The 22,189-nt window shown below is 38.4% G+C and carries 20 protein-coding genes and 1 CRISPR repeat array; of the genes, 4 read left to right on the top strand and 16 right to left on the bottom strand.

The annotated features are described in order from the left end of the window. Positions 1–417: 417 nt before the first annotated feature. The 3 genes from uvrB to H7T93_RS05805 all read right to left on the bottom strand — a co-directional run bounded on the left by uvrB (position 418) and on the right by H7T93_RS05805 (position 4,029). Positions 418–2,409, bottom strand: coding sequence for an excinuclease ABC subunit UvrB (gene uvrB / locus H7T93_RS05815; protein ID WP_201041684.1), 1,992 nt, complete (start codon positions 2,407–2,409; stop codon positions 418–420). Beyond that, positions 2,399–3,025: a hypothetical protein gene (locus H7T93_RS05810; RefSeq protein WP_021143782.1), complete on the bottom strand. Its 627-nt coding sequence runs from the start codon at positions 3,023–3,025 to the stop codon at positions 2,399–2,401. Before H7T93_RS05810 ends, uvrB begins: the two co-directional genes overlap by 11 nt. A gap of 68 nt (positions 3,026–3,093) precedes the next feature. Then, positions 3,094–4,029, bottom strand: a complete 936-nt coding sequence (locus tag H7T93_RS05805; RefSeq protein ID WP_201041683.1) for a CPBP family intramembrane glutamic endopeptidase — start codon at positions 4,027–4,029, stop codon at positions 3,094–3,096. Between the two features lie 199 nt (positions 4,030–4,228). Between H7T93_RS05805 and H7T93_RS05800 the strand changes: the two genes are divergently transcribed. Together H7T93_RS05800 and H7T93_RS05795 are read left to right on the top strand one after the other, a co-directional pair. After that, complete coding sequence (locus tag H7T93_RS05800; RefSeq protein WP_201041682.1) at positions 4,229–6,427, top strand: ABC transporter substrate-binding protein/permease; 2,199 nt, start codon at positions 4,229–4,231, stop codon at positions 6,425–6,427. Then, positions 6,427–7,167, top strand: a complete 741-nt coding sequence (locus H7T93_RS05795) for an amino acid ABC transporter ATP-binding protein (RefSeq protein ID WP_037601657.1) — start codon at positions 6,427–6,429, stop codon at positions 7,165–7,167. The genes H7T93_RS05800 and H7T93_RS05795 overlap by 1 nt, the downstream gene beginning before the upstream one ends. 75 nt (positions 7,168–7,242) lie before the next feature. On the opposite strand, the gene H7T93_RS05790 is transcribed toward H7T93_RS05795, so the two are convergent. From H7T93_RS05790 to H7T93_RS05760, 7 genes are all read right to left on the bottom strand, one after another. Further along, complete coding sequence (locus H7T93_RS05790; protein ID WP_002884415.1) at positions 7,243–7,440, bottom strand: hypothetical protein; 198 nt, start codon at positions 7,438–7,440, stop codon at positions 7,243–7,245. Positions 7,441–7,567: 127 nt separating this feature from the next. Next, positions 7,568–8,881, bottom strand: coding sequence for a GTPase ObgE (gene obgE, locus H7T93_RS05785; protein WP_201041681.1), 1,314 nt, complete (start codon positions 8,879–8,881; stop codon positions 7,568–7,570). Between the two features lie 94 nt (positions 8,882–8,975). Next, positions 8,976–9,104 (bottom strand): DUF4044 domain-containing protein, encoded by a 129-nt coding sequence (locus H7T93_RS05780; protein WP_002884629.1) that lies wholly within the window; start codon positions 9,102–9,104, stop codon positions 8,976–8,978. An 80-nt stretch (positions 9,105–9,184) separates the two neighbouring features. Beyond that, entirely contained in the window at positions 9,185–9,916 is a 732-nt protein-coding gene (locus tag H7T93_RS05775; protein WP_201041680.1) for a pseudouridine synthase, read from the bottom strand. Continuing rightward, positions 9,917–10,891 carry an effector binding domain-containing protein gene (locus H7T93_RS05770; RefSeq protein ID WP_201041679.1) on the bottom strand — a complete coding sequence of 325 codons (975 nt, stop codon included), beginning with the start codon at positions 10,889–10,891 and terminating at the stop codon, positions 9,917–9,919. Positions 10,892–10,904: 13 nt separating this feature from the next. Next, positions 10,905–11,288 carry a PaaI family thioesterase gene (locus tag H7T93_RS05765; protein ID WP_183139864.1) on the bottom strand — a complete coding sequence of 128 codons (384 nt, stop codon included), beginning with the start codon at positions 11,286–11,288 and terminating at the stop codon, positions 10,905–10,907. A 93-nt stretch (positions 11,289–11,381) separates the two neighbouring features. Beyond that, on the bottom strand, positions 11,382–11,747 hold the full coding sequence (locus H7T93_RS05760; protein WP_201041678.1) for an OsmC family protein: 366 nt from the start codon (positions 11,745–11,747) through the stop codon (positions 11,382–11,384). 247 nt (positions 11,748–11,994) lie between these two features. Here H7T93_RS05760 and H7T93_RS05755 point away from each other — a divergent pair, with 247 nt between their 5' ends. Both H7T93_RS05755 and H7T93_RS05750 read left to right on the top strand, forming a co-directional pair. Then, positions 11,995–12,360, top strand: coding sequence for a histidine kinase (locus H7T93_RS05755; RefSeq protein WP_201041677.1), 366 nt, complete (start codon positions 11,995–11,997; stop codon positions 12,358–12,360). A 114-nt stretch (positions 12,361–12,474) separates the two neighbouring features. Then, positions 12,475–13,365 carry a DMT family transporter gene (locus H7T93_RS05750; RefSeq protein WP_201041676.1) on the top strand — a complete coding sequence of 297 codons (891 nt, stop codon included), beginning with the start codon at positions 12,475–12,477 and terminating at the stop codon, positions 13,363–13,365. A 37-nt stretch (positions 13,366–13,402) separates the two neighbouring features. On the opposite strand, the gene H7T93_RS05745 is transcribed toward H7T93_RS05750, so the two are convergent. From H7T93_RS05745 to serB, 6 genes are all read right to left on the bottom strand, one after another. Beyond that, positions 13,403–13,642 carry a hypothetical protein gene (locus tag H7T93_RS05745; protein WP_037602882.1) on the bottom strand — a complete coding sequence of 80 codons (240 nt, stop codon included), beginning with the start codon at positions 13,640–13,642 and terminating at the stop codon, positions 13,403–13,405. Positions 13,643–13,723: 81 nt separating this feature from the next. Then, positions 13,724–14,816: a CRISPR direct-repeat array (repeat unit 36 nt; unit sequence GTTTTGGAACCATTCGAAACAACACAGCTCTAAAAC). A gap of 320 nt (positions 14,817–15,136) precedes the next feature. Next, positions 15,137–15,799, bottom strand: coding sequence for a type II-A CRISPR-associated protein Csn2 (gene csn2, locus H7T93_RS05740; protein ID WP_179969059.1), 663 nt, complete (start codon positions 15,797–15,799; stop codon positions 15,137–15,139). Then, positions 15,789–16,133 (bottom strand): CRISPR-associated endonuclease Cas2, encoded by a 345-nt coding sequence (gene cas2 / locus H7T93_RS05735; RefSeq protein WP_155198200.1) that lies wholly within the window; start codon positions 16,131–16,133, stop codon positions 15,789–15,791. Before cas2 ends, csn2 begins: the two co-directional genes overlap by 11 nt. Continuing rightward, a complete protein-coding gene (gene cas1 / locus H7T93_RS05730) occupies positions 16,130–16,999 on the bottom strand; it encodes a type II CRISPR-associated endonuclease Cas1 (RefSeq protein WP_179968975.1) in 870 nt (289 codons plus the stop codon). Before cas1 ends, cas2 begins: the two co-directional genes overlap by 4 nt. Further along, on the bottom strand, positions 16,999–21,156 hold the full coding sequence (gene cas9 / locus H7T93_RS05725; RefSeq protein WP_179968976.1) for a type II CRISPR RNA-guided endonuclease Cas9: 4,158 nt from the start codon (positions 21,154–21,156) through the stop codon (positions 16,999–17,001). The genes cas1 and cas9 overlap by 1 nt, the downstream gene beginning before the upstream one ends. 332 nt (positions 21,157–21,488) lie before the next feature. Beyond that, entirely contained in the window at positions 21,489–22,136 is a 648-nt protein-coding gene (serB, locus tag H7T93_RS05720) for a phosphoserine phosphatase SerB (protein WP_179968977.1), read from the bottom strand. Positions 22,137–22,189 lie beyond the last annotated feature (53 nt).

Genomic DNA, 22,189 nt, shown 5'->3' with positions numbered 1-22,189 from the left:
CCATAAACAATATATAACCAAATATTGGTATCCAAACAAGTTCTCTTTTTATCATCCACAAGGGCTCAAAAATAATTCGCGGATTCTCTTCATTCATATCACTTATACCTACCATAGCATGCAACAGAAATACAATAAGGTTAAAATTTAAACCAATAAAAGCTGCAATTTTTCTCTGATGCTTATAGGCAATCTGATCCTTATGGGCAAGAAGTAAGAGGAACCAGATAAGAAAGTTAAGCTCAAACGGAAACAATATACCACTTCAAAATAAGGTAGGGAAATAAACATAAATCAGAAAAGAAATAACAAAACCTGGTATAAAAAGACAGATTGTCTTAAACCAACTTGAATTCAATGTTGCCTCCTTTTTTGAAAGTTCATCTTGCTAAAGCATCAACCTAACGTCCAGTGTTTCTAATCCATACTCTTCAGTTCTAGCACCATATCACGGATTTGAGCCGCCAATTCAAAGTCAAGTAGTTCTGCTGCTTCATGCATTTGTTTTTGAAGTTTCTTGATGGCTTCTTGGCGTTCTTTCTTGTTCATGGCACTGTAGTCCACAGTATCCTCTGCCACTTCTGCTTCATTAGCCTTGGTAATCGAAATAAGGTCACGAATTTCTTTCTTAATCGTTTGTGGAACAATGCCATGCTCCTTATTATAGGCCATCTGGATTTCACGACGACGAGCTGTTTCGTCCATGGCTTTTTGCATAGACTCCGTAATCTTATCCGCATACATGATAACGTGCCCTTCGCTATTTCGGGCAGCACGTCCAATCGTTTGAATAAGCCCACGTTCATTACGAAGGAAGCCTTCCTTATCAGCATCCAAAATAGCAACCAGACTAACCTCAGGAACGTCAATCCCCTCACGGAGAAGGTTAATCCCAATAAGAACATCAAAGACACCCAAACGCAAGTCACGAATAATCTCCGTACGCTCTAGGGTCTTAATATCAGAATGCATGTATTTGACCTTGACACCCATTTCCTTGAGGTAGTCCGTCAAGTCTTCAGCCATCTTCTTAGTCAAAGTTGTTACAAAGACACGCTCGCCTTTTTCAGTACGGGCATTAATTTCACCAAGGAGGTCATCCATTTGACCCATAGTTGGACGCACTTCGACTTCTGGATCAAGAAGTCCTGTCGGACGAATGATTTGCTCAACCACAGTCTCGGTCTGTTCTATCTCATAGTCACCTGGGGTAGCAGAAACATATACAATCTGATGCACATGACTCTCGAATTCTTCACGTCGAAGTGGACGGTTATCAAGCGCCGATGGCAAACGGAAACCGTAATCAACCAACATCTTCTTACGGGCCTGGTCTCCGTTATACATTCCCTTAATCTGACCCATGGTCATATGACTTTCATCAATCATGATGAGGAAATCTTCTGGGAAGAAATCAAGCAAGGTGAACGGTGGCTCGCCCTCTTTTCGCCCATCCATGTGTCGTGAGTAGTTTTCAACACCATTTGTGTAGCCCATCTCACGAAGCATTTCAACATCGTATTCTGTCCTTTGGCGGATACGTTGAGCCTCGATGAGCTTACCCTCAGCTTCAAATTGCTTAACCTGAGCTTCCATCTCTTCCATAATATTCTTGATGGCCTCTTCCATATGCTCTTCATTAGTCATAAAGTGAGTCGCCGGGAAAAGAACAAGGTGCTCGACTTCACCGAGATTGCGTCCTGTCAAACTCTCAATCTCACAAATGCGGTCAATCTCATCACCGAAAAATTCGACACGAAAGGCGTGCTCATCACGGCTGGCAGGAAAAATTTCGACCACATCGCCACGCACACGGAATTTCCCACGTTGGAAATCAATATCGTTTCGCTCAAACTGGATATCAACTAGGTCATTTAGCAGCTTGTCTCGAGAAATTTCTTGGCCTGGACGAAGACTAACTGCTGAATCAGCATATTCTTTAGGCGAACCCAAACCGTAAATACAAGAAACAGAAGCCACAACGATAACATCATTACGCTCAAGGAGGGCCGACGTTGCTGAGTGTCGTAGCTTATCAATTTCATCGTTTACAGAGCTATCTTTTTCGATATAGGTATCTGATGATGGTACATAGGCCTCTGGCTGATAGAAATCATAGTAGGAAACGAAGTATTCTACAGCATTGTCTGGGAAAAACTCCTTGAATTCTCCGTAAAGCTGACCTGCCAAAGTTTTATTGTGGGCGATAACCAAGGTTGGTTTATTCACGCGCTGGATGACCTGACTCATGGTATAGGTCTTACCTGTCCCTGTCGCTCCCTTTAGGATTTGAGCCTTCTCCCCACCTTCGATATTATCAACCAAGGTTTCGATGGCCTGAGGTTGGTCCCCAGAAGGTTCATATTTAGAAACCAAATGAAATTGGTTGTCTTCTTTTCTATCTATCATTCTTTTTCCTTTCATTTATGTAATCATTCATCTCTTGGTCGGAGAAGATTTCCCCACTTGTAAGCGGAATTTGAATCATTCGCATCTTAGCGACATAGGCACGTTTCTTCCGTGATTGATGACCAAGTTTTTTGTCATAGGTAACAGCTGTCTCACCATTTTTGAAGAAGATAAGCAACACCTGATATCTCTTTTTATCATCAACCTCGGCATCATAGTCGAAGACATGCTCGATGCGTTTCAAAGAATATCTCACTGTCGAAGAGCGTCCAATATCCTCCATCCGTGTTGTCCAAGCTTTCTTGACAAATTCAATCTCGGATAAGGGAATGTCAAAAGTTTTCCGTCCAAATGCTTGGCCATAGTAGGTCAAGGAATTGTCATCCAGTTCCAAGAGCTTTCCATGACCTTTGAGATTTACGATACCGTCTATAAGGTGAACAATGGATAATAAAAGCCAAAATAAAACAATGACAGCAAGGAACTGCTTGACTGGATTATCACGAAGAGAACCTCTAATTAGCTCAGGACAAAGAATCCATAAAGACAAGACAGAAAATATAAGGCCAACGACTATTTTCAATTTCAACATGACCCTATCAAGCTTAACTATCATATTGTCTCCTCCAAGCGTTTCTTCTATTTTAACACAGAAGTAAAAAGACCGAGTCTTTGAACTCAGCCTTAAAAGTTTTCTTTTTTCAATTGTAGACGAAGGATGACGATACCTACCAGGAGTACGAGACAGGTAACGATATTCCCTTCTAGGCCAAAGGCCCCACCTGACAACCAATCAGGCACGCCTGACCTGGCCTGAAAGTGCAATAAGCTGCCGCCTGCATTCTGTCCACTAACTGACACGCCAACTAGATTTCCTTGTGCAAAGTTCCAAGCACCGTGAAGAGCCGCTACACCCCAGATATTATCTGTCTTGAGCATGTAAAGCGCCGTGAGAACTCCTACTAGAACAATACTGATAAGAGACAAGGCTGTAACACCTTGATTTCCTAAGTGTAATATTGAAAAGAAAGAACTTGAAATAGCAATTCCCCAGGAAAGGTTCAATTTATTAGTCACCGTCTGAAGTAACCAACCACGTGTCACCAGTTCCTCGGTTCCACCTTGGATAAACCAAAAAGGGATTAGGGATAGTATATATAAGAGGGTTCTCTGAGAAAAGTCTACTTTTAGAAATTCTAACCCTCCAAGTAAATAAGTCCCAAAGAAACTAACTAACAAGAGTAGAGTCCCAAGCCCCCAACCCTTAAGCAAGTTCAACCAAATATGACCCTTGAAAAATCCAAGTGTACGAATGGGACGTTTTTCAACAACTTTAACCCAGAAAAAGATAACTAAGGCAATAAAAACAAAGACGCCCAACTGGAAATATAAAGTTGAGAACAAATTAAAGGAAATTGTATTGACATCTTGTAGCTGAATATTGCCATTAAGCATCAAGAAAGCAAAAACAATAAAGAGAGGAATTCCCACAGCAATCCCAGCCAGGAACCCACCGATAAGGACATAACCAAAGGCAATAAAACAGGACAGCATAATCATCAGCCAACTTGGAACTTTATCATATCGGCTAGTATATTTCTCAAGCATACGTTTCTTCATTTTTTAGCTCCTGTAACAAATCTTACATGTATTCGATTACAGTGTAACTAATTGACACAAGCTTGTCAACTTCTTCTCAGATAGCTCTCATAGCTAACGAACCTTGTTACATTTCCTAACATCAAACTCCTAGAAGTTTGATAACAAGACCTTTTTTTGATAGAATAGGAAGGTATTTTATAAAGGAGAACTTTTTATAATGAAGAAAAAACTTCTGACACTCTTCTTGAGTGTCATGTCAGTTTTCTTTGTTTTCGGAGCTAAGGTATCTGCCGAGACTATCTCAGTCGTTTCAGATACAGCCTATGCCCCATTTGAATTCAAAGATTCTGATCAGACCTACAAGGGTATCGACGTTGATATCATCAACGAAGTTGCCAAACGTAAAAATTGGGATGTTAACCAAACCTTTCCTGGTTTCGATGCAGCCGTTAACGCTGTTCAATCAGGCCAAGCAGACGCCCTAATGGCCGGTACGACTGTTACCGACGCACGTAAGAAGGTCTTCACTTTCTCAGACACTTATTACGACACTTCAATTGTTATCTATACACGTAGCAGCGACAAAGTCAGCGACTACAAACAATTGAAGGGTAAAACAGTCGGTGTTAAAAACGGTACCGCTGCTCAAACTTGGCTTGATAAAAACGCTAGCAAATATGGTTTCACAGTTAAAACTTTTGACACTAGTGATTTGATGAACAATAGCTTGGATTCAGGTTCAGTTGACGCAGCTATGGACGACACACCAGTTGTTAAATACGCTATTGGTCAAGGAAAAGACTACGCTATCAACATTAAGCCTGAATCTATCGGTAGCTTCGCTTTCGCTGTTAAAAAAGGCGGAAAACACGAAAAGCTTATCAAAGACTTCAACGAAGCTCTTAAGGAAATGAAGAAAGACGGCACCTACGACAAAATCATGAACAAATGGTTGGGTGACTCGGAAAAATCTTCTTCATCAAAACCTTCAGCAGATCTTAAATTGACTGGTGATGCTAACGCCAAAGCCACTCCTGCTAAGGAAACCTACACTATCTCAATGGACTCATCTTTTGCTCCATTCGAATACCAAAATGGTTCAGGTAAATATGTAGGTATCGATGTCGATATCATCAATGCCATTGCTAAAAACCAAGGTTTCAATGTCAAATTGACAAACCCTGGTTTCGATGCATCACTTAATGCTGTACAATCTAGCCAAGCTGATGCCGTATTGGCTGGTATGACCATCACTGATGCTCGTAAACAAATCTTTGACTTCTCTGATCCTTACTACACATCAAACATTCGTTTGGCTGTAGCTAAAGGAAGTAAGGTTAAATCTTACAAGGATCTCAAAGGTAAGACTGTAGGAGCTAAAAATGGTACGTCATCTTACTCATGGTTGGAAGACCACGCTGATGAATATGGCTTTACTGTTCGTGCTTACGATGAAGCTTCTACTATGTACGACAGCTTGAACTCTGGTTCAATCGATGCTCTTATGGATGATGAAGCCGTTCTTCTATACGCTATCCAACAAGGGCGTAACTTTACAACACCAATTGAAGGTATTGCTACTGGTGAAGTCGGCTTTGCTGTTAAAAAAGGTGCTAATCCTGAGTTGATTGAAATGTTCAACAATGGTTTGGCTGCTATCGTGAAAGATGGTACTTACGATAAGATTATCAATAAATACCTCGATAGCAACAAATCAAAAGAAGGAAGCACAAAAAAAGCTACCGATGAAACAACCATCGTAGGCTTGATTAAAAACAACTACAAACAACTTCTCCAAGGTCTTGGAATTACCCTTGGTTTGACTCTTCTTTCATTTGCTATTGCCATGATTATCGGTGTTATCTTCGGTATGATGGCAGTTGCACCAAACAAGACACTTCGTGTGATTTCACAAGTCTTTGTTGACGTGGTTCGTGGTATCCCATTGATGATCGTTGCAGCCTTCATCTACTGGGGTATTCCTAACTTGATTGAAAACATCACTGGTCACCAGTCACCAATCAATGATTTTGTGGCAGCGACAATTGCCCTTTCACTTAACGGTGGTGCTTACATTGCCGAAATTGTACGTGGTGGTATCGAAGCTGTCCCAATTGGTCAGATGGAAGCCAGCCGAAGCTTGGGTGTTCCTTACAATACAACAATGCGTAAGGTCATCTTGCCACAGGCGGTCCGCTTGATGTTGCCAAACTTCATCAACCAATTTGTTATCTCATTGAAAGATACGACTATCGTATCAGCTATCGGTTTGGTTGAACTTTTCCAAACTGGTAAAATCATCATTGCTCGTAACTACCAATCATTCCGTATGTATGCAATCTTGGCCATCCTTTACTTGGTCATCATCACATGCTTAACGAAATTGGCTAAACGACTAGAAAAGAGACTTAAATAATGGCTGAATTGAAAATCGATGTGCAGGACTTGCACAAATCATACGGCGACAATGAAGTCCTTAAAGGCATTGACGCCAAATTCTACGAAGGTGACGTTGTATGTATCATCGGTCCTTCAGGTTCAGGTAAATCAACCTTCCTTCGTACGCTTAACCTACTTGAGACAGTGACATCTGGTAAAGTAGTCGTTGATGGCTATGAATTATCAGATCCTAAGACAGACCTTGACAAAGCCCGTGAAAATATCGGGATGGTCTTCCAACATTTCAACCTCTTCCCACACATGACAGTCCTTGAAAACGTAACATTTGCACCTGTTGAACTTGGACGTATGAACAAGGAAGAAGCTGATAAATTAGCTATGGATCTTCTTGATCGTGTTGGACTTGCTGACAAAGCCGATGCTACACCTGATAGCTTGTCAGGTGGACAAAAACAACGTGTAGCAATTGCACGTGGTTTGGCGATGAATCCTGACATCATGCTCTTTGACGAACCTACTTCTGCCCTTGACCCTGAAATGGTCGGAGACGTTCTTAACGTTATGAAAGAATTGGCAGAGCAAGGTATGACCATGATTATCGTTACTCACGAAATGGGATTTGCCCGTCAGGTAGCCAACCGAGTAATCTTTACTGCGGACGGTGAGTTCCTCGAAGATGGTACGCCAGATCAAATCTTCGATAACCCACAACACCCACGTTTGAAAGAATTCTTGGACAAGGTTCTAAACGCTTAATCATCACAACAGTTACTCTTGCTAGAGTAACTGTTTTTGCTTACCAATTTGGATAAGAAAAAAACAGAGCAAGTGCTAGACTTGCTCTGTTTCTTCATTTAATTCAGGGTGTTTTGCTGCTTCTTCCCTTGCCAAACGTTCACGCTCAAGACGGAGTTTTCGGTTAGGATTTAAGCGCGTAAAGAGTTCCTCAAGTTTCTTTGGATTCCAAACATCGGCCGCAGAAACAAAGTTCCCATCTTTATCCCTGAAGGATATCGGTTTATCTCCCATTGTAAACCTCTTATTTCAATATTTTTATATTTCAATGACCTTACGCAGTTAGTGAGGTTGATAGGCAGTCCGCCATAGCGGCTGCCGTAGACTATCAAGTGCTTGGCACTTAGAGAGTCTTTCAACGTCAATCCACAAACTCAAATTCGAAGTTACCGATACGAACGATGTCGCCATCCTTAGCACCACGTTCACGAAGTGCTTCATCAACTCCCATTCCACGCAATTGACGTGCAAATTTCATGATTGATTCGTCACGTTCCATGTTAGTCATGACAAAGAGTTTTTCAAGTTTCTCACCAGAAAGTACCCATGAGGCATCGTCGTCACGGCTAATTTCAAATGGACGTTCATCCTCGTTAAAGCCGTAGTACACTTCTTCTTGTTCCATATCGTCTTCGCTATAAAGCAAGAATTCATCTGTCTCATCAAGCAATTCTGCAGTAGCTTCCAAGAGATTTTCCAAACCTTGGTGAGCCAAACTTGAAATTGGGAAAATTTGTGGCAACTCATCAAATTCATCATAGTTAGCAGTCAATTTTTCCTTAAACTCTTTCAAGTTTTCCTCAGCCCCAGGCATGTCCATCTTATTAGCCACAATAATTTGTGGACGTTCCATCAAGCGAAGGTTGTAAGTTTCCAACTCTTTGTTAATTTGAAGATAATCCTCGTAAGGATCACGCCCTTCACTCGCTGACATATCAATCACATGAAGGATAACACGTGTACGCTCAATGTGGCGAAGGAACTGCGTTCCCAAACCAACACCCTGGCTAGCCCCCTCAATCAATCCTGGAAGGTCAGCCATGGCAAAGCTCTCACCTGACTTCGTACGAACCATCCCCAAGTTAGGAACGATTGTCGTAAAGTGATAGGCACCAATCTTTGGTTTTGCTGCTGTTACCACACTGAGAATCGTTGATTTACCAACGGATGGGAAACCAACCAAACCAACATCAGCCAAAATCTTCAATTCCAATTGAAGTTCACGTTCTTCTCCTGGTTCACCATTTTCAGCGATTTCAGGAGCAGGGTTACGAGGTGTTGCAAAACGGATATTTCCTCGACCACCACGTCCACCGTGAGCAATGACAAACTCTTGGCCATCTTCAACCAAATCAGTAATAACTTTGCCAGTCTCAGCATCACGAACTGTCGTACCTGGCGGGATGCTAACGATGAGGTCTTCAGCACCTCGACCGTGCATTCCCTTGTTCATCCCTTTTTCGCCATTCTTAGCCTTGAATTTACGGTTATAACGGAAATCCATAAGGGTACGCAAGCCTTCGTCAACCTTGAAAATGACTGAGCCACCCTTACCACCGTCACCGCCCCAAGGACCGCCATTGGGTACATATTTCTCACGACGGAAAGCGACCATCCCGTCACCACCACGACCAGCTTTGACACTAATCTTGGCTGTATCTAAAAACATACTCATCTCTATATCTCTCTTTCTGATTCATGTGTCCTATATCAAGACATTCTCATATAAAAGAATTTCTGACAGACACAAAAAAACGCTTGATAGCGTCTTAAAGGACAGCTGCGACTGCTTGGAAAATCAATGCCCCAACTGTTACTAATAGCATAATCAAAACGACCAATACTGTTAGACGTTCAAAAAATGATTTCTTACGTGGTCCGTTATCTCCAAATGCCACTTGAATTTACCTCGTTTTTTCTTCTATTATTTCACAATAATAGTAACAAAAATCTGCCCATTTCGCAACTCTTAACTAGCTTAAGCCAAAGGAATTCCAAAAACAGCCAAAGCTTCCAACTCCTCCTCGGTTAAACGTCGCCAAGCACCAAGTTCTAAATCATCTGGCAGACTTAAAGGCCCCATACTCATACGTTGTAACTCTGTCACTTCCTTACCACAAGCAGCTACCATACGCTTAACCTGATGGAATTTCCCCTCAGCAATGGTAATCTGAACCAAGCTAGTCCCAGCAGCCCTATCTACGGATACAATCTCTAGTTTAGCTGATTGGCAAGTATGGTCTTTGAGTTCAATCCCTTTTTCAAAAGCCAGAATATCCTCCTGATCCATGATACCATCCACCTTGGCTTGATAAATCTTGTCCACATGTTTCTTTGGAGATAGCATGGCGTGAGCTAAGTCACCATTATTGGTCAATAGAAGAAGACCATGAGTGTCAATATCCAAGCGACCAACTGGAAAAACTTGCTTATGTCTTGCTGTGTCATCGAGTAAATCGAGCACTGTCTTGTGACGGGCATCCTCTGTTGCTGAAATGACACCCTGAGGCTTATTTAAAAGATAGTAAACAAAGGTCTCGTGTGTTAATGCTTGACCTTGAAAAGCAATCTGATCTTGATTCTCATCAATCTGAGTCTTAGGTGATGTCTCCACCTGACCATTTACGGTCACTTGCTTCTTTTTGAGAAAGGTCTTGACTTGACTGCGACTACCAACACCACAATCAACCAAAAACTTATCCAGACGCATCTATACTTCCTCCTTTATTGGAATCCAAACTTCCATCTCATAATCTTCAGCCTGACGATTCCCTGGTGGATAAACCTCTACAGTTGGCTGATTAATCATTTCAAAATGTTTCTTAGCATAATGAAAACTCTCCCAAACAGCTGCTGTTGCAGGCCCACTAAGTTTAAAAACCGCATAAGTAGCTGGTGCAAGAGCAATCATTTCCATACTATCATCCTCACCAGCCAAGGCCGTTACATAAGTCTTGCGACTGCCATCATTGATCCGAATACCATAGGTAGGAACAGCCAAATCATCTTGTTCTGCCAAAAAGGGTACCCAAAGAAAGTCTGTTGGCTTACCTAGTTCCTCGCCCTCAAAAACCATCCCTGAAAAACTCAAAAATCCCTTTCGAACAACCTTCACATCATAACGAACGGTTACTAAATCTAGCTTTTGAATCACCTTTTTCAGTTTTGTCAGTTCAACTGGAACCTCATCTGCTAGGACATAGGAAATCCTTTCTACAAATGCTTCTTTTTCAGCATTACCAAAACCTATAGGAACCAAGACCCAATCTTCTGCTGTAACACTTAGGTCTTCACAAAGGTAGGTAAAGTGCTTTCCTCCTTCGTTAAAAGACACATCAGCTAAACGAAAAAGGGGCTCAGGCAAATCGACAACCACCATCTCAAGCCCCTTTGCTTGAAACAAGAGCTCTTGATCCCTTAAACGTACTTTCATAGCCAAGCTATCACTATCAATAGAAAAGCTGTTATCCAAGTCCATTACAGACTGAAAGAAGGCCTGGTGTAACCCTGAAAAAGTCCAGACAGCATGCCAACGACACATCATCTCGTAATCATCAATGGTCACAAGAAGAGAGAGCTCCTGCTGGTCTGACGCATAAGAATAGGCTTGAACTTTCAATCGGTCTGGTGTCAGGTAGTCATTAACAAAGACCGCAAAGTCATCCATGGTTTGAAAATCTGACATAAACGCTCCTTTTCTATTCCTCGACCGAGCCTGTCACATACATGGTAAACGTAGCCCTTGTAAGAATTTTCTCTTCCTGATTAGTAATGACAACCTCCACCACCTTGGTCGTCTTGCCATTATGAACGCACAATCCCTCAATCTTGAGTTGGTCAGACAAATGCCCTGCCTTGAGAAAATTGATATTAGACTGAAGCGTCACTGCATAGTCACCTGTTGAAATAGCCACCAGCCCTGCAACCTGATCACAAAGCGTAAACAAATATCCCCCGTGGGCATTACCAAAGTAATTTAGGGACTTCTCAACCACCTTAGTTGTCACGACGACATGTCCAGCTTCAAATACTTCTTCTTGAAAATTTTCAAACACACGGATTTCATGTAGTTTGTCTTGCATAGCAAGCCCTCCTATTGCTGCTCATTCCACCCCCAGTGAAATGACACGTCTTTATCTATTAGTATAACACGAAGTTCATAAAGGATAATAAGCTTATTTGGCTAAGCTAATATCAACCTGAATATCTTCACGAAAAAGCTTCTTCACTCGACAATAATCATACACAAAAGCTAGGAGTTCTTGCTCATTTTCCAAAATCAGACCCTCAGGTAACTGAATCTCAAGTGTGAAATGTCCTTCTTCATAGCTGGAATCAACCTGAATGGCAAGCTCCTCAATCCCCTGATACTTGGCAAAATAGCTTTGTAGACACATGGTCACGCAGGAAGCCAAGGCAATATTGACCAAGCTCATCGGTGTTTCCCCATCTTCTGTGTAGCCAAAAAGTTCCACCGGTGCTCCATATCCCTCTGAAAGCGAATGGAATCGTTTATCACCTTTAACTGTCGTTTGATACATGATGTCACCTCATTCTGTTTTCTATTATTATAACAAAGAGAGGCCTTACAACCTGACTGAACGATTTGAAATATCTATCAAACCTCCTAGAAGCGTAAGGGAATCTACCTCTTATTTTCCAATAGATTAGCCTGTAACAACACTGATATTACCAAGGGATTACAGTTGCGTAAAAACGACTGGAAGCGCTTTTAAATCTTTCCTTTTTCATTTAAAATAAATTTACTAAGAAAAAAGGGAGACTATTATGAAAATGTTTTCTAAATTAACTTTAGCCTCTGTCTCAGTTCTTGCCTTGTTGACCTTAGCAGCATGTGGCAACTCTAAAGACAAAACTGACTCATCATCTTCAACACCATCATCAAGCAAGGTGACCAAAGAATCTTCTTCAACGGATTCAAGCGCTTCAGTAAAAGTCAACAAAGACGGTTCAACTGAAGTGAGCGACGGAAACGGTAACTCAGCAAAAACAAACGGCAATAATACTGTCGAAGCCAACGATAGCGAAGGTAACAGCGCAACAGTTGGTCAAGATGGCTCAGTCGAAGTTAATAGCCAAGACGGTACAAATGTCAAAGTTGGTTCAGACGGAACTGTCTCAATTGGTAACTAATAAGATAAGATAGGCTAGCTAATCTGCTAGTCTATTTTTTAGGTTCAGATTGATGTAAACGCTTCCTGAAAGTGCTATAATAGGCGTGGAAATCCAAATTCAGGAGGTGAGATAATGAAGAATAAAATTATCTTAGGATGCTTGGCTGCAGCGACCTGTGAGATTCTCTTTGGGCTCAGTTTTATCTTTACCAAATCTATTACAGCACAGGTCAGTGACCTGGCTTTAATCTCTTGGCGCTTTGTCACCGCCTTCCTTTTTATCAACCTCTATTTCCTATTCAGCCGACGTCGGCTAAAAATTAATGGTAGAAATCTCAAACCACTGACACGTATTGCCATTCTCAATCCGATTATCTATTTTATCTGCGAAACGATTGGCATTCGTATGACGACAGCTTCTGAAAGCGGAGCCTTCCTAGCCTGTATCCCAGTCGTTGCCCTTATCATGTCCAGCCTAATTTTAAAAGAATGGCCTAGCCGTTGGCAGGTGGTCGGTGTCATCACAACCCTCATCGGTATCATCATAGCTGTCTTTGCTGCTGGCGGTTCTACTCACTTCTCCCTTGTTGGCTACTTGATTCTAGGGCTAGCAGTCATCTCCTACGCCCTGTATTGCGTTGATGTTGAAAGGGCAAGTCAATTCACCAGCCTTGAGATTACCTATTTTATGCTTGCCAGTGGTTGCCTGACATTTGGACTCTTTGCACTCAGCCAAGGCTTTCTAGCTGGCTACTTAAAAGAACTCTTACTTCTTCCTTTGACCAATCCAAAATTTACAATCACTATCCTTTATCAAGGCTTGGGATGTAGTGTTCTGGGCTATTTGCTATCAAATTTTGCCATCGCCAATATCGGGGTTAACCGAACAGCTTCCTTCATTGGGATTTCGACAATTATATCTATTCTAGCTGCTGTTATTGTCTTAGGAGAGCCCTTCTCACATCTACAAATTTTTGCAGGAATTTTAGTCGTCTTGGGCGTCTATGTGGCCAATAAAAACTAAAACTCTCGGTAATCGATCTTCCGAGAGTTTTTTAGTCTTAATCAAGCTCTGTTTGAATCAAAACGACGAGTTCTTCCTCATTAGGAATACTACTTACCGCAGTCGGCACAGGTAAATCCTTATCTCCATAGCCCTTTATAATATGTGATAAAAACACAGATGCTTTCGTCATGGCAAGAGGCAAAGAATCTGCCCTAATGCTACGACCAAAGTCAGGAAAACTAATTTGATAACCTTCCTCAATCGTGTGAAAAATCGCCGGATATTCGTATAACATGTCTCTTCCCCCATTTCAATACTATACTCCTCTATGATAAGATTCGTTTGAAGAGAAGTCAACCAAAATCATTACAATGGGGGAGTGAAACCATTTAAAACAATACAGCTCTAAAACGTACGTTCAGTAAAACAAGATATTGGGGAAGTTTTGGAACCATTCGAAACAACACAGCTCTAAAACAACGCTATATATTCTTTGATTTTAGTAATCGTTTTGGAACCATTCGAAACAACACAGCTCTAAAACTTATATGTAATTGAAAGAGAAAAGTCTTTCGTTTTGGAACCATTCGAAACAACACAGCTCTAAAACTCTCATGTGTTCCATACCAGGATATACACCGTTTTGGAACCATTCGAAACAACACAGCTCTAAAACACGCCCTTGGTCTTGATAGTTGTTATTGAAGTTTTGGAACCATTCGAAACAACACAGCTCTAAAACGTACAAGACTACTAAACCAGATACGGATAAGTTTTGGAACCATTCGAAACAACACAGCTCTAAAACCAAAACCATACTCGGTCATTCTTGGAAACCGTTTTGGAACCATTCGAAACAACACAGCTCTAAAACGTCGGGCGATTGTGGGTGTATCTCGTACCGGTTTTGGAACCATTCGAAACAACACAGCTCTAAAACAAAGATTTAGAAAAACAACTAAATAGCAAGGTTTTGGAACCATTCGAAACAACACAGCTCTAAAACGAACTACTGGTGTTATCACTTCATGACTGAGTTTTGGAACCATTCGAAACAACACAGCTCTAAAACAATAGCATTAACTTCTTTACGTAATTCCATGTTTTGGAACCATTCGAAACAACACAGCTCTAAAACCTGGGCATAAAAGTGAACTCTTGTGTGATCGTTTTGGAACCATTCGAAACAACACAGCTCTAAAACCCTTGTTGCTTAAGATACTTGTACCAGGACGTTTTGGAACCATTCGAAACAACACAGCTCTAAAACGAAGATTGCATGCTATATGTATCTTCAAAAGGTTTTGGAACCATTCGAAACAACACAGCTCTAAAACGTGTAGACTGCAACCGTACCCGGTTTAGGTGTTTTGGAACCATTCGAAACAACACAGCTCTAAAACCTAATTGATCTAATGGCAAACCGTGGTCAGGTTTTGGAACCATTCGAAACAACACAGCTCTAAAACCTCGTAGACTGTCTTTTTTCTACCAGATTTCGTAATCGCGCTATTCATCTCAGCATGACTTCAGCTTCAAAATGATCCCGTTTTTATGTTTATTATACCTTAAAAAGCTATATATATCAACGTTTTAGACAAAATGTCACTGTCACCATATTGGAGTATTTCTTAGGAATCTTATGGCAACCAATTTAACTCCTCCTCTATCAAAACCTTATAATCTACTCTCTAACAAAATGATTCTTCTACTCAACTTTATACAGAAACACTAAACACTAAAAAAATAGTCTTGAAATAACTCAAGACTATCTATACTCATTACCAAATTACAAGTTATTATAGGGCATCAAAATGTAATCTTTATCTAAAACAAATTGTTGAAACCTCCCAATCCGTCTAGGTTCCAAAAATAATACATTAGCTTGTAATAACTTTGTATATTCCAAGATTTGATAAATTTCATCATTAGAAAAATATGACAAGCTATTGACGAATACTAAAATTCTCTTTTTAGCCAAATATTTGAAAATCTGTAGAATCTCAAATATTTTTTCAAAAACCGTACAAGACTTAGTTTCGATTCTGATACCTAACGCTTTTATTAGTTCTAAAAGTGTAATCTCATCATACTCTATATCTAGTTCATTTTCTAAACACTCTGCCAATATAATATCAGTAATCAATGATACCAAAGAATCTATTTCCGATCTAACTTCTGGTTTGTCATTCAACTGGCTTACTATATCTATGTGAAGCAACTTTAATATCTGAGAAGTATTAATATCGTAACCTAAAATATCTGTTATTAACAGTAAGTCAGAGGACTTTAAACTCCTTATTTTACTATCAAATATTGTTAAATTCGATTGTTCATCATACTGATAGAATTCCTTGACTAATTGAGCAAACACACTCACATCCTCAATTACGAGAACTGTTCCCTGCTTAATCTCCAAAGGCTCATCTAAAAGCGAAAAATTAATCTTCATCACAATAATTTTCTCCTAAAAATACTAATCTTTCGTCTGAATTGGCAATACTTGTGTTTTTATCTCCGTACAAATAAATCATACGGGCAAATTGCTTTTCAGTAACTGTTAGTATTGTTATATTTCCTTTTTTAGGATTATTAGCCTTAAGTCGTCCAATCATTGCTGTATTTGCAGTATTATTTAACAAAAGTTTACTATAAACCGAATACTGGTGCATAATAAAACCTTCACTTAAAAGAAACTTCCTAAACTTACGATACGCTTTCCTCTCTTCAGCAGTATCTGTTGGCATATCAAACATTAATATCATTCGCATATATCTATAACTCATATTCTAAATTCAGGAATTTCCTCACCTAACTGATTTAACGCTTTTATAACTTTTTTTGTATAATCACTAACAATGTTTGATAAATACATCTCTTTTCCATTATAGTGATAGGTTTCTGAAAAGATCGAAAAGAGTTCTTTTTTGATTTTAACGAAATTATTATGTCGATTTTGATAAACAATTCTATCTATAATTGGTCTAAATGGCTCCATAATATCACTAGCAAGGTTAAATTGATTAAACTGATTAGCATGTTTTAAACCAATTTGTGTCATACAACCACAGACGACAACCTCACGTGCAAACATACTCAATAATAAAGTATAACCATAATCTAGCGCTGCATTGATATCATTATCACTTTCCCTAGTAAAGTCATTACCGAAAAGTGTATTAAAATAAATTCTGGCAGAGTGACCCTCACGATTACTAGGATCAAACTGTTCTAAACCATGATATAACTCCATAATTGATTGAGATTTCTCAAAGAAGGAACATTCTCCCAAATAGTAGGACTGATTCAATATCTTTTGTGCAATAATAGCCGTCCATACTTCACATTTAACATCTTCTTTCCAAGAAATTTGTCTAGCTATTTGTAGACTAGAATCATGACGTGCATAATACGGTGTAAGAAAAGCTGTCGGCAATCGTTTATCATCACAGAAAATAACAAGGATATTTTCATCAACTAATCTCTTTACTAACATAGTGGTTAGTACAATATCAGTAGTTTCCAATAAAAGTATATCAATCTCAGAAAGATGAATCATCTCAGTTTTATATGAGTTTCTAAAAATAAGGTGATTATTCTTATATGACAGTTTAGAATGTGTGTTTACGACTACTGTTCTCCAACCCGCCATTAATCCTCTCCTAGTTTGCTAAGGTCTAATCGTGTTTCATAGAGGCCTGTAACAGATTGGTGAATAAGTGTGGCATCTTTTAATAGGGATGATGGGGTATAGTCTCTATACCTTGGAATTTTAACACCTAAAAATTCAAAATCAGCAGCACCTCCGCGAGAGGTTAATTCAAATAGTCCCTTTCTTTCACTTCCGGTAGGTCCTATAAAACTACTACAGAGTTCATCTATACTATGATTTTGCCATGATTGAAAAGCAGATTTTAAGAGTTCACCATTCTTTTTAGCTCCAACATAATTCTCATTAAACTCAAGAATATAGTAAAATAATTCTTCAAACTCTTTTTTATGATTTTCAACATATTTTCTATGATTCTCATTAAATGTGCTACTTATTCTTTTAGCATGATAAAGTAATTTCACAAACTTCTGTGAAATAAAGATTTGATTTCCTTTGTGAATCTCTCCCCTCTTATTATTCGTTGACAAAATACTAGCCAACATCCGACGTGAACCATCTGAAAGTTCAAATAAACTATATTTAGGTAATTCAATAATTAACTCAATATCTTTATAACCTTTTTCAAGTAAAAAATTAAGTTTATCTTTTCTATAATAAATCCTATCTAAAATAGAAATTCCTTGAAATTCTAGTACATTTGTTATTTTTTTCTTAGCACCTTTTTCAATTGTACCTTTAACAAGAATAGCAAATGAATTAGAAATTCCAGCATACCCTCCGTACTTTTTGGGGTCAAGGTACTCTTTAGCACCTACTAAATTTTCTTTACTATTTTGTTTTGGTTTCGAAGAAAGGTTTGCATTAAACAATCCCTTTGGTTTTCCTCTATCCAATCCGTGATTCTGTTCCTCAACTTTTTTGACAACATTAACTTGTGAATATGAAAGAACTTTTCTAACAGTACTTAGGTCTGCTACTTTATTCCAAACGGATTCACCGGTCTCCTCATTTACCTCAATAAGTGGTCTTTCAATAACTGTACCATCAGCTAAAGAAATAGATTTTTTAAAGATATTCATGATATTTGAATAGAAATATACCTTTTCTGTAGCTGACTTTCTTTCTCTAAAACTATTGTATTTTGGATAGTCACCGTACACAAATTCTGGCTCTAGTTTAGGGTATTTCTTAAGTAAAGCACTTGCTACAACGGCATTCAAGTAGGCATCATGAGCATGATGAAAATCGTTGATTTCACGGACTTTATAAAGTTCAAAATCCTTACGAAACTGAGAAACCAAGCTAGATTTCAAGGTAATGATTTTTACTGTTCGTATCGTTTTATTATCTTCATCTTTTTTATTATTAAATCTCTCATCAAGTAAACGAGCTACATGTTTTGTTATTTGACGTGTTTCAACCAACTGGCGTTGAATAAACCCAGCTTTCTCCTCTTGTGACAAACCTCCTCGCTCAGCTTTTGTCAGATTATCAAATTTTCGTTGAGAAATTAATTTTGATTTCAATAATTGATACCAATGTGTCTTTCTTTTTTTAACAACCTCTAAACTTGGAACATCATCTGATTTACCACGGTTGCTAGCAGATGAAACAAGTACTTTATTGTCAATAGAATCATCTTTCAAAAAAGCTTGAGGAATAATATGATCAATATCATAATTACTTAATCTATCAATATCTAATTCTTCTCCGGTATACATATCTTTTCCGTTTTGAAGATAATACAAATAAAGTCGATCATTTTGAAGTTCGTTATTGTCTATTTTAGAGAGTTTTGCAGGAATATTTTCCTTAAGTATCTTACTACCTAAGTCTTTGAGAGATTCTTCTAAACGTTTCAAGCGTTGTTGAGAATTAGATTTACCTTGGTTGGTATATTGGTTTTCACGAGCCATCTCAACAACAATTGACTCAGGTCTTCTTCCCATAACTTTAACTAATTCATCTACAATTTTTATGCTTTGTAAAATACCTTTTTTAATCGCAGGACTTCCTGGCAAAGCCTGAACGACCTGTTTAATATTATCTTTGTCACCAATAATTTGTGATTTCTTTATCTTCTTTTTAAAAGAAAGAGCATCATCGTGAATAAGTTGCATGAAATTACGGTTAGAAACACCATCATCAATTAAGTAATCAAGAATAGTATTACCAGATTTTTCATCTCGAATACCATTAATAAGTTTAGCAGATAACTTACCCCAGCCAGTGTAATGTCTACGAGATAACTTTTTCAAAACGGATTTATCGAATATATTCTCAAATTTTGAAAGACGTTGTTTTATCATCTCTCTATCTTCAAAAATTGTCAAAGTATGGATAATTTCTTCGATAATCGCTTCATTTGAACTATCATCCAAAAACTCTTTATCATTAATAATATTTAAAAGATCGTGATAAGTAGATAAACTAGAATTAAACTGTTTCTCTATGCCTTTTAATTCAATTCCATCATATCCATCAATTGCATGTAAATATTCAATAATATCCTTATCAGTAACTTTCCTTTTATTTTTAAAATAAAGTCGGACAATATCTTTCTTCTGCTTACTATCTAAAAATTGATAATCTCTCATACTTTCGGCAATAAATCTAACTTTTGTTAATTCATTATATACAGTAAAAGTTTCGTATAAGAAACTATGCTTTGGAAGTACCTTCTCTTCTGGCAAATACAAATCAAAACTAGTCATTCGATTAATGAAAGCCTCTGCCGAAGATTCTTTGTCAATAACGTCCTCAAAATTCCAAGGTGTAATTTTTTCATTTCGTTTTCTTATTGACCAAGCGAAGTCACTATTCCCTCTCGCAAGTGGACCTACATAATAAGGAATTCGGAAGGTTAAAATCTTCTCGATTCTATCTTTATTTTTAGCCAAGAAAGGATAAAATTTAGCTTGCTTATCAAGAATTGCTCTCATTTCTTGAAGATGAATCTGATATGGTATCGAACCATTATCAAATGTACGTTGCTTTCTTAAAAAGTCTTCTCGATTAATTTTTTCAAGAAAATAGTCCGCACCTTCAAGACCAGCCAATAGTTTTTTTAGATAAACATAGAAATCTTCCTGACTTGTTTTTCCATCAATATAACCAGCATAACCGTTTTTGGTGTCGTCTTTAAATACTTCATTATATGTTTCTAGTGAAATATTTCTTATGTATGCCTTTAGTAACGCTAAATCTTCTTCGTGTTCCTTATATCGCATTATCATGGCAGAAGAAAGAGGTGCTTCTGTCTCGTTATCAGTTACAGTCAGAATACCTGATAAAAGAATAGCGTCATAAAGTTTTTTGGCTTTGAGAAAGACATCACTGTAATCATCTCCAATGTGACCTAACAAAGTCTCTAAATCTTCGTCATAGCTTTCTTTAGAAAACTGTAAGGAAGTTTTTTCGTCTAAATTAAAATATTTCCTAAAGTCAGCTTGATTTCCTACAATCAACTTTAGAAACTCTGAAAAAATACCCGAATTCTTCTCCCCAGGAAAGAGTTTTAAAATACGATCTTTCTTTGCTGATTTACTAATCTTATCTTTAACAATTTCCTCAAGTTGTTTACTATTCTCAAGTGATAAATCCGATTCAAAAATTGCATTATAAGTGTCCAAAAAGTCTTGAAAGTTCTTCTGAATATCATTATTTTTTGAATTAAACCCTCCTTCAATTAAGAAGTGACCTCTATATTTAATCATATGAGCCAATGCAAGATAAACTAGACGCAAATCTGCTTTTTTAGTACTATCTGCTAAATATTTCCTTAAATGATAGATAGTTGGAAATTCATCATTATAGGCTTTTTCTTCTACTAAGTTTCCAAATATCGGATACTTACTATCACGTTTATCATCAGGAACTAAAAATGAATCGTCAAGTCTTTGAAAGAAAGCATCATCTAATGTAGCCATCTCTGTGCTAAAAATTTCCTGCAAATAAAGGATACGATTACGGCGTCTAGTATAACGTCTTCTTGCAGTACGCTTCAATCTTCTTCCCTCTGCTGTGATTCCAGAGTCAAAGAGTAATGCACCTAACAGGTTCTTTTTGATATACTTTTTACTCGTATTTCCTAAGACTTTAATTTTTTTAGATGGAACCTTGTAATCATCAGTTATTACAGCCCATCCAACACTATTCGTCCCAATATCAAGTCCAATTGAGTATGGCTTAGTCATGCTTTTCTCCTTATTTGAAAAATCTTAATTTATAGAAAATATTATACACTTATTAAAGAACATTTCAACACCTGATCGAACTACTTATTAATAGTACAGAGTTAAAGTATTATGATTAAGAAAATAATTTTTTTATTACCTTACTCTGTAGTAATTTGACATATTGGTTACAAAGCTATATAATAAGAGCGGTTTGAAACCATTCGAAACAATACAGCAAAGTTAAAATAAGGCTTAGTCCGTATTCAACTTGAGAAAGTGGCACCGATTCGGTGCTTTTTTGATGCCCAAAAAGTCCCTTGGAATTATCCAAAGGACTCTTTTTATGGCTACTATTTCTTAACCCCATCCAAAATCTTAATCACCTTATACAAATCTGGTTCTGTGATTTGGTAAGGCGCTTGTTCACGGACAATTGGTTTAGCACAAAAGGCGATGCCGATGCCAGCTGTCTTAATCATAGGCAAATCATTAGCACCGTCACCCATAGCAATGGTTTGCGAGAGTTCGAGACCATTTTCTGCTGCCCAATCTTTGAGTTTGGCTACCTTGACATCTTTGGTGACAATGTCACCATAGACCTTACCAGTTAAGACACCGTCAATCACCTCTAGGTGATTAGCCTTAACATAATCGATTCCTGCTTCAATTGCTAGTCTATCCACAGTCTCATGGAAACCTCCAGAAACCAAGCCTACCTTAAAGCCACGGGCGTGGAGTTCATCTACAAGTTCCTTGGCTCCCTTGTTGAAATGAATACGAGCGTAGACCTTGTCAAATATACTCTCTGGCAATCCCTTGAGGGTCGCCACACGCTCATTCAAGGCCTGTCTAAAATCCAATTCTCCACGCATGGCACGCTCTGTAATTTCAGCAACCTTTTGACCAACGCCTGCTTCTTCTCCCAATAAATCAATAACTTCTTCTTGGACTAGCGTAGAATCTACGTCCATAACTAATAAACCTTTAACTTCTGACATAATTACCTCGATTCTTCGATGTCTATATAAGCCTTCACTAGATTTAATTCAAA

The organism is Streptococcus sp. 9.1, from assembly GCF_016648815.1.
Taxonomy (GTDB): Bacteria; Bacillota; Bacilli; order Lactobacillales; family Streptococcaceae; genus Streptococcus; species Streptococcus salivarius_E.
This window is presented reverse-complemented; position numbering and strand designations above follow the sequence as displayed.

What these genes read in the sequence shown, in the direction of transcription:
- H7T93_RS05800 (WP_201041682.1), top strand. Translation starts at nt 4,229, where the DNA reads ATGAAGAAAAAACTTCTGACACTCTTCTTGAGTGTCATGTCAGTTTTC.
- cas9 (WP_179968976.1), bottom strand. Translation starts at nt 21,156, where the DNA reads ATGACTAAGCCATACTCAATTGGACTTGATATTGGGACGAATAGTGTT.
- H7T93_RS05760 (WP_201041678.1), bottom strand. Translation starts at nt 11,747, where the DNA reads ATGTATCAAACGACAGTTAAAGGTGATAAACGATTCCATTCGCTTTCA.
- H7T93_RS05790 (WP_002884415.1), bottom strand. Translation starts at nt 7,440, where the DNA reads ATGGGAGATAAACCGATATCCTTCAGGGATAAAGATGGGAACTTTGTT.
- H7T93_RS05755 (WP_201041677.1), top strand. Translation starts at nt 11,995, where the DNA reads ATGAAAATGTTTTCTAAATTAACTTTAGCCTCTGTCTCAGTTCTTGCC.
- H7T93_RS05805 (WP_201041683.1), bottom strand. Translation starts at nt 4,029, where the DNA reads ATGAAGAAACGTATGCTTGAGAAATATACTAGCCGATATGATAAAGTT.
- H7T93_RS05775 (WP_201041680.1), bottom strand. Translation starts at nt 9,916, where the DNA reads ATGCGTCTGGATAAGTTTTTGGTTGATTGTGGTGTTGGTAGTCGCAGT.
- H7T93_RS05770 (WP_201041679.1), bottom strand. Translation starts at nt 10,891, where the DNA reads ATGTCAGATTTTCAAACCATGGATGACTTTGCGGTCTTTGTTAATGAC.
- uvrB (WP_201041684.1), bottom strand. Translation starts at nt 2,409, where the DNA reads ATGATAGATAGAAAAGAAGACAACCAATTTCATTTGGTTTCTAAATAT.
- cas1 (WP_179968975.1), bottom strand. Translation starts at nt 16,999, where the DNA reads ATGGCGGGTTGGAGAACAGTAGTCGTAAACACACATTCTAAACTGTCA.
- cas2 (WP_155198200.1), bottom strand. Translation starts at nt 16,133, where the DNA reads ATGAGTTATAGATATATGCGAATGATATTAATGTTTGATATGCCAACA.
- H7T93_RS05750 (WP_201041676.1), top strand. Translation starts at nt 12,475, where the DNA reads ATGAAGAATAAAATTATCTTAGGATGCTTGGCTGCAGCGACCTGTGAG.
- serB (WP_179968977.1), bottom strand. Translation starts at nt 22,136, where the DNA reads ATGTCAGAAGTTAAAGGTTTATTAGTTATGGACGTAGATTCTACGCTA.
- H7T93_RS05795 (WP_037601657.1), top strand. Translation starts at nt 6,427, where the DNA reads ATGGCTGAATTGAAAATCGATGTGCAGGACTTGCACAAATCATACGGC.
- H7T93_RS05745 (WP_037602882.1), bottom strand. Translation starts at nt 13,642, where the DNA reads ATGTTATACGAATATCCGGCGATTTTTCACACGATTGAGGAAGGTTAT.
- H7T93_RS05765 (WP_183139864.1), bottom strand. Translation starts at nt 11,288, where the DNA reads ATGCAAGACAAACTACATGAAATCCGTGTGTTTGAAAATTTTCAAGAA.
- csn2 (WP_179969059.1), bottom strand. Translation starts at nt 15,799, where the DNA reads ATGAAGATTAATTTTTCGCTTTTAGATGAGCCTTTGGAGATTAAGCAG.
- obgE (WP_201041681.1), bottom strand. Translation starts at nt 8,881, where the DNA reads ATGAGTATGTTTTTAGATACAGCCAAGATTAGTGTCAAAGCTGGTCGT.
- H7T93_RS05810 (WP_021143782.1), bottom strand. Translation starts at nt 3,025, where the DNA reads ATGATAGTTAAGCTTGATAGGGTCATGTTGAAATTGAAAATAGTCGTT.